This is a genomic window from Acinetobacter bouvetii (assembly GCF_902753875.1).
In the GTDB taxonomy this organism is placed as follows: Bacteria; Pseudomonadota; Gammaproteobacteria; order Pseudomonadales; family Moraxellaceae; genus Acinetobacter; species Acinetobacter bouvetii_A.
This window is the reverse complement of record NZ_CADDTS010000031.1, coordinates 103,938-111,753: the sequence shown is the minus strand read 5'-3', so window position 1 is coordinate 111,753 and position 7,816 is coordinate 103,938. Positions and strand designations below refer to the sequence as shown.

Genomic DNA, 7,816 nt, shown 5'->3' with positions numbered 1-7,816 from the left:
TCGGATGCTTATATTTCAGAAATCACTCAACGTTTGAATCATCGCCCAAGAAAAAGACTCGGATTTAGAAGCCCGAGTCAGGTATTATTCCAAGAACATGGTGTTGCACTTCAAATGCTAATCTAAGAAGAAAAAAAACAATTAAAAAATATAACTATTATTAATGGAAAGCTAAAGGGTAACGAAGAATTTCTCATATTTGTGGATACGTTGGATGAAATGAAAAAGTTTGAAATTTATAGATTACTTTAAAAGTTAACGTATTAAAAAGACTCGAATTATAGACATAATTCGAGTCTTGGTATCAATTAAGAAACAGAATCATCCAAATTAGGTGCTAACCAACGCTTCGCCTCATCCAACGTCCAACCTTTACGCTTCGCATAATCCTCAAGCTGATCGCCTGCGATTTTACCCACGTTAAAGTATTGGCTTTCAGGGTTTGCATAGTAAAAACCGCTGACAGATGAAGGTGGCCACATTGCAAAGCTAGTGGTCAATTGTGTACCAATCTTATCGGTAGAACCTAGCCAGTCAAACAATGGTGCTTTTTCAGAGTGTTCAGGACAAGCAGGGTAGCCCGGTGCAGGACGAATACCCACATACTTCTCTTTAATCAACTCTTCATTGCTTAAAGTTTCAGATGCCTGGTTGCCCCAGAACTCTTTACGGATACGCTCATGCAAATGCTCCGCAAACGCTTCGGCAAAACGGTCACCCAAAGATTGCGCTAAAATTGCAGAGTAGTCATCGCCTTTGGCTTTGTATTCATTTGCCATTTCTTCCGCACCGAAGATCGATACTGTGAAACCGCCCAAGTAATCTTCCGCAACGCCTTTAGGCGCAACAAAGTCTGCCAATGACAAGTTTGGTTTGCCAGTCACTTTGTCAGACTGCTGACGAATGTGATGGAAAGTATGCGTCACCGATTGACCATCTTCACTGTACACTTCAACCGAATCCGCGGCAGAACGGTTGGCAGGGTAAATACCAAACACAGCGCGCGCATCAAAGCGTTTGTTGTCGATGATGTCTTTGAGCATAGTCTGAGCTTGTTCATATAAGTCAGTTGCTGCTTCACCCACAACTTCATCCGTTAAAATAGCAGGGAATTTACCCGCCAAACTCCAAGAAATGAAGAAAGGCGTCCAGTCAAAGTACTCAACCAAAGTTTCCAATGGATAATTGGTCAGCGTTTGTGTACCAATAAAGTTTGGCTTCACAGGCGCATTGGCCGCAAAGTCAATTTTTAAGCCATTTTCAACAGATTCTGCATAAGTCAGTTTGGCTGCTTTAGGCTGTTTATTGGCAATACGTTCACGCACTTTTTCATATTCAGCGCGAGTTTCTTCAACAAACTTCGGCTTCATTTCTTTAGATAATAAAGTCGTTGCAACACCCACCGCACGCGATGCATCGGCAACATAAATCACCGCATCATTGGAATACTGCGGATCAATTTTCACGGCTGTATGCGCTTTAGACGTGGTTGCACCACCAATCATCAACGGTACATTAAAGCCTTTACGTTGCATTTCTTTAGCAACAAATACCATTTCATCTAGAGATGGAGTGATCAGACCTGAAAGGCCAATAATATCGACTTTCTCATCAATGGCTGTTTGTAAAATCTTCTCGCAAGGCACCATTACGCCAAGGTCAATAATGTCATAACCGTTACAGCCTAGTACCACGCCAACAATATTCTTGCCAATATCGTGTACGTCACCTTTAACGGTCGCCATCAACACTTTACCTTTAGACTGACCGCCTGATTTTTCCGCTTCAATGAATGGATTCAGCCAAGCCACGGCTTGCTTCATTACACGTGCAGATTTCACTACTTGCGGTAGGAACATTTTACCTGAACCAAATAAGTCGCCGACCACGTTCATGCCGTCCATCAAAGGACCTTCAATCACATCCAGTGGACGTTTGGCTTTTAAACGTGCTTCTTCAGTATCTTCATCAATAAATGTGGTGATACCTTTTACCAGCGCATGTTCAAGACGTTTTTCTACAGGAAGCTCACGCCATTCCAAGTTTTCCACTTGTTTTTGCGCCGCGCCTTGACCACGGAATTTTTCAGCAACTTCAAGCAATTTTTCAGTTGCATCGTGTTGGCTCTCACCCTGATTCTGATTCAGAATTACATCTTCAACAGCAGCTTTTAACTCAGGGTCAATATCATCATAAATCGCCATTTGACCTGCGTTGACGATACCCATAGTCATGCCTTGCTTGATGGCATGATAAAGGAACACAGAGTGAATCGCTTCACGGACAGGTTCGTTACCACGGAATGAGAACGATACGTTCGACACACCGCCTGAAATCATCGCGTGTGGTAAATTTTGTTTAATCCAACCTGTCGCTTCAATAAAGTCCACAGCATAGTTGTTGTGTTCTTCAATACCCGTTGCAACTGCAAACACGTTCGGGTCAAAAATAATGTCTTCAGCAGGGAAACCAACTTCATTCACCAACACATCGTAAGAACGCTTACAGATTTCACGTTTACGTTCAGCGGTATCGGCCTGACCTTTTTCATCGAATGCCATGACAATAACAGCTGCACCGTACTGGCGACATAGACGTGCTTTGTGTACAAACTCGTCATAACCTTCTTTCAAAGAAATTGAGTTAACAACAGGTTTACCTTGTACGCACTTTAGGCCTGCTTCAATGATGTCCCATTTTGATGAGTCAATCATGATTGGCACACGTGAGATTTCAGGCTCAGAAGCCACAAGATTCAGGAAGTGCACCATCGCGCCTTCTGAATCGAGCATACCTTCATCCATGTTGATGTCGATGATTTGCGCGCCAGCTTCAACTTGCTGCTGTGCAACATCGAGTGCTTCTGCAAAGTTTTCTTCACGAATTAAACGAAGGAATTTCTTAGACCCTGTCACGTTGGTACGTTCACCAACGTTGACGAATAATGATTCTTCAGTAATGTTAAATGGCTCTAAACCGCTTAAGCGACAGGCAGGTTTGGTTTCTGGTACTTGGCGTGGCGCAATGTCTTTGACTGCATTGTAAATGGCACGAATATGATCAGGTGTCGTACCACAGCAACCGCCCGTAATGTTAATCAGGCCACTTTCAGCAAATTCTTTAATAAAGGCAGCCGTTTCTTCGGGTGTTTCATCGTAGCCACCAAAAGCATTTGGCAAACCAGCGTTTGGATGCGCTGATACAAAAGTGTCTGCCACATCGGAAATAGTTTTTACATGCGGACGCATCGCATCTGCGCCCAAGGCACAGTTAAAACCAATAGATAGTAAATCGCCGTGACGTACTGAGTTCCAGAATGCTTCGGCAGTTTGACCAGTCAATGTACGGCCAGAAGCATCGGTAATGGTACCTGAAATCATCAATGGCAATTCATAACCAAGCTGATTAAACACTTCTTTCACTGCAAAAATTGCAGCTTTACAATTCAGCGTATCGAATACAGTTTCAATCAGCAGAATGTCCGCACCGCCTTCAATCAGTGCATGTGCAGCCTCAATATAGTTTTCTTTGAGTGCATCAAAAGTAATGTTACGAAACGCAGGGTCATTTACATTCGGTGAAATTGAACAGGTACGTGATGTAGGCCCAAGCACACCTGCAACAAAGCGAGGCTTTTCTGGTGTTGAATATTTTTTGCAGGCTTCTTTGGCAATGCGCGCAGCTTCACGGTTAATCTCAGGAACAAGATCTTCCATGTGGTAGTCAGACATTGAAACACGCGTGCCGTTAAAGCTATTGGTTTCAATAATGTCAGCACCCGCATCCAGATAGGCTTCATGAATGCCCTGGATAATCTGCGGCTGGGTCAATACCAACAGGTCGTTGTTACCTTTCAGGTCAGATGCCCAGTCAGCAAAACGCTCACCACGGTAATCGGCTTCTTCAAGCTTATGGCGTTGAATCATGGTGCCCATAGCACCGTCGATAATCAGAATCCGTTGAGCGAGCAGCTCTTTTAGGGTGGCAAGCGTGGACATAAATAACCCAATCCGATGGAATATAAAATCGGCAAATATATTAACAGAATTCAGTTCATAATGACTGATATTCAGTACATTTCCTTAGCGCACTGTCAGCCTTGCTGAATAAATAGTCGCCTGCCATATAGACAGAACCTTGAATTAACTGTCATAAATTCTTCATTAAGCTGTCATCTTTGCACTTCATGCTATGCAGAATAGCAGCCAGTATATTTTGGGCTGTCATAATTTTATGCTTTGTAACATTATCGGGAAATACGCAAAGCATACTGGGTTGTTCATGAGGATTGTATTTTAAGTATATGAAAATTATTGTTTAATTTGATTTGTTTTCTCGGAATTTGAGCGGGATCATTAGCAAATAAAGTACGAAATATTGCTTTATATGACAGCGCTTTGTCATATAATTGTCACAATTAAATTGAACAATAGTGGGGATTTTATTATCCCCCTTGAACCGTCTGCATGAATTCTAATATTCCACCCGTCCAAGATCAGGTGCAAGTAGCACCAAAGAAATCGACGAATGTGCATGTTCCTACACCGAAATTTTTTATGCCGGTGTTTCTCACGGTTATTATTTCTACTTTGGTATACATCGGCTTTCAGCTATCTTCTGATTTAGCCCATGTGCCTACTTTAAGTTTATATTCCGTTATTCTTTTAGCGACTGCTTTACTTATTGCCTTAGGCTTTGAGTTTGTAAATGGTTTTCATGATACTGCCAATGCGGTAGCTACGGTCATTTATACCAATGCCTTGTCTGCACCTGTTGCAGTGATGTGGGCAGGTTTTTGTAATTTCCTTGGGGTAATGGTGGCTAGTGGGGCTGTAGCCTACGGCATCATTGCTTTATTGCCTGTTGAACTGATTATGAACGTCAGTTCTGGAGCAGGTTTTGCCATGGTCTTTGCCATGCTGATTGCCGCGATTCTATGGAACTTGGGTACCTGGTTCTTAGGCATTCCAGCTTCTAGTTCTCACACTTTAATCGGTTCGATTTTAGGTGTAGGCATTATGAACTACCTGATGCATGCCGGTAATGGTGCCAGTGGCGTAGACATGGATCAGGTCATTAAAGTTGGTAAGGCCTTATTATTTTCTCCTTTAATTGGTTTTGCTTTTGCAGCAGTGTTGTTTTTACTGGTTAAAAAAATCTTTAAGAAACAAGTTGAACTGTTTCAACCACCTGAAGGCAACAAGCCACCACCACCTTTAATTCGTGCCATCCTGATTTTTACCTGTACCGGGGTCAGTTTTGCCCATGGTTCTAATGATGGTCAAAAAGGTATGGGCTTGATTATGCTCATTCTGATAGGGGTAGTTCCTTTAGCGTATTCTTTGAATAAAAGTCTTGATCATGATCATATTCAATCCTTTGACCAGTTATCTGGGCAAACTGCGACAGCGATTTATGCCAAGCATGAAGCGCTGTCTGCCAGTGAAGCTCGTCAGGTTTTGACTCAATATATTCAAACCAAAGAAATGTCACCTGAAGTTTTGCCTGCTTTGGCAAGTTTGACTGAAAATCTGGGTGATCATGTTGCGAAGTATGGTGATGTAAAAAATATTCCAGAAAGTGACATTTCTGTTATTCGTAATGACATGTACTTGAGTACCACTGCATTCAAGCGTTTGGATAAAACCGAGCAGCTTCCTGCAATGTCTGAAGCACAGGCTAAAACTGTTAAAGAATATCGCAGTAATCTGGATTCCTTCCTGCAGTACATTCCGACTTGGGTAAAAGTTGCAGTCGCACTAGCTCTTGGTCTAGGTACCATGGTGGGCTGGAAACGTATTGTAGTGACTGTGGGTGAGCGTATTGGTAAAAACCATATGACCTTTGGTCAGGGTATGTCAGCTGAACTTGTGGCGATGTCCACCATTGCTGCGGCAGATGGTTTGGGTATGCCCGTATCAACAACTCACGTTCTGAACAGTGCCGTTGCTGGTACCATGGTCGCCAACAAATCTGGTCTGAACTTTGCAACCGTGAAAACCATTATTTCTGCATGGATTTTCACATTACCAGCCACCATCTGTTTATCGGGTGGTTTGTACTGGTTATTCTTGCAATTTGTTTAAGACATCCAGATGTTAAAAAACGCTGCAATCGCAGCGTTTTTTTTTTGTTCTATAGATACAGTCAGTACGCTGAACAAGTGGAAGCAATGCTTCCCACCTCCAGAAAGAAGAGGGAAGCAATGTGCTTATTTCTTAAACTTGCCTAACATTTGTTTGATCGGCAGTTTTTCATTGGCAAAACCATATAGCGCGGCAAAAGGTAAAGCTGTACGGGCCAGATAAGCCACACGCCATAAGCCGCCATGGTTCGCACCTTTCATCATCAGTTCCAAAGGATGATCCAGATGAGTTTCAGGATTTGCAACCGATTCAGGATGACGCAGGTCATAAATCCATAAAGCTGCCATCAAGGCATTGGTGGTTTCCGGGCTAAAGGATTCCACATCAAACAGGCTGGCGCCATTAAAGGCCGCTTTCAGTAAAGGATTTTTGGTCACAGAATGGGTGGTGGTAGACGGGGCGATATTAATACTCACCCGTTGTCCATGATGACGCGCCAGTGTGGCACGCCATTGCTGAATCCGTTTGGCTAAAGCATAGTTGGGGCCTTGTTCAACCACCAGACAGTCGGCAATGCCATATTCCTGACCATTGTCAGAAGCAATTAAGCTGTGAATGTTTTTCTTGAAAAAGCGTTCAGCAGTTACAGTTGAAATGCCTTTGCTCAGTAATTGCTGGGCCTTGGAGCGGCTCAGGAACTTCTCATATGAGGCGGCGACCACTTCTTTAGGAACGGCATAGACATCGGTGGGGGTACACATGAACATCAAGCTGGTATCCGCCTTTTGTTCACTGACATATTCCATAATGCTGTCCATGGCCATTGCCACACGGACATGCTTTTCACCATCCAGATAGGCAATTGCGGCTAGGTCAAGCTAATGTTCACTTTGGCTCAGCCAATGGGCAATTTCAGGGGTTTGAGTGAGTAAATCAGCGCCAAGTTTTTCTTTCAGGGTACTGGTTGCCATATCTTCAGCCAGTTTTTCTGCACAAGGAGCGTACAGGGTCGCATTACCTTGCTGAATGGTATTTAAAATTTTATCCCATACCCGGGCATTGGGTAGGTCAACTGCGACAATATTGGCTTTCCATTTGGATAACCAGGTCAGTGGACCGGCTTCAGAACCTGCACCAAATAACACCATGGTACGGTCAGAAAGATCAAACCATTCAGGATGTGCCTGAGCGATGCGCAAAGCCTCGGCATGACTCGGTTCAATAATACCGGCATCTTGCCAGATCTGGATTTGCTCTAATAAAGCCGGACCCTGTAATTTTTGCCCTTTATAGGGCACATACCATTCCGGTGCAGCATTACTTTCACCTTTGAGTTGAATGGTATATAAAGTGGCTGTATCGACATCTTTCATGATGTCTTTGAGCAAATAGCGTTGACCATTACGATAAAAGTCAAAGCTATGATGAGCTTTGTGTAAGCCCTGTTTGGCAATGGTAATCGAGTTGTTGATGGTGCGAATACCTTGCTCGACCAAGGCTTTAAAATAGACTGGGTAATGCTTACGCCAGTTTTTTTCAGCGAGTGCATCCATTGATGATTTATTGTCAACAATAGACAGAGCTTCAGCAATAATTTCTTTGCCTGTTTGAGAGGTGCTGGCTTTATTGCTATTGGGGTTGATGGGAAATTGAAGGCCATCTAATGAAGTAGACATGCAAAAGATCTCTTTTTTTGCGCGTTAATATACAGATGTCTACATTATCTATGC

2 protein-coding genes and 1 pseudogene are annotated in these 7,816 nt (G+C 43.1%); 1 reads left to right on the top strand and 2 read right to left on the bottom strand.

The window, feature by feature from the left end; translation table 11 throughout:
- Window positions 1–308: 308 nt before the first annotated feature.
- The gene (gene metH / locus FB6_RS09280; RefSeq protein ID WP_174559726.1) at window positions 309–3,998 is read right to left on the bottom strand and encodes a methionine synthase; all 3,690 of its coding nucleotides are present in this window, start codon (window positions 3,996–3,998) and stop codon (window positions 309–311) included.
- A gap of 468 nt (window positions 3,999–4,466) precedes the next feature.
- Between metH and FB6_RS09275 the strand changes: the two genes are divergently transcribed.
- Window positions 4,467–6,086 (top strand): inorganic phosphate transporter, encoded by a 1,620-nt coding sequence (locus tag FB6_RS09275; RefSeq protein ID WP_174559725.1) that lies wholly within the window; start codon window positions 4,467–4,469, stop codon window positions 6,084–6,086.
- Between the two features lie 125 nt (window positions 6,087–6,211).
- On the opposite strand, the pseudogene FB6_RS09270 reads toward FB6_RS09275, so the two are convergent.
- A pseudogene (locus FB6_RS09270) lies at window positions 6,212–7,762 on the bottom strand (hypothetical protein).
- Window positions 7,763–7,816: the final 54 nt, after the last annotated feature.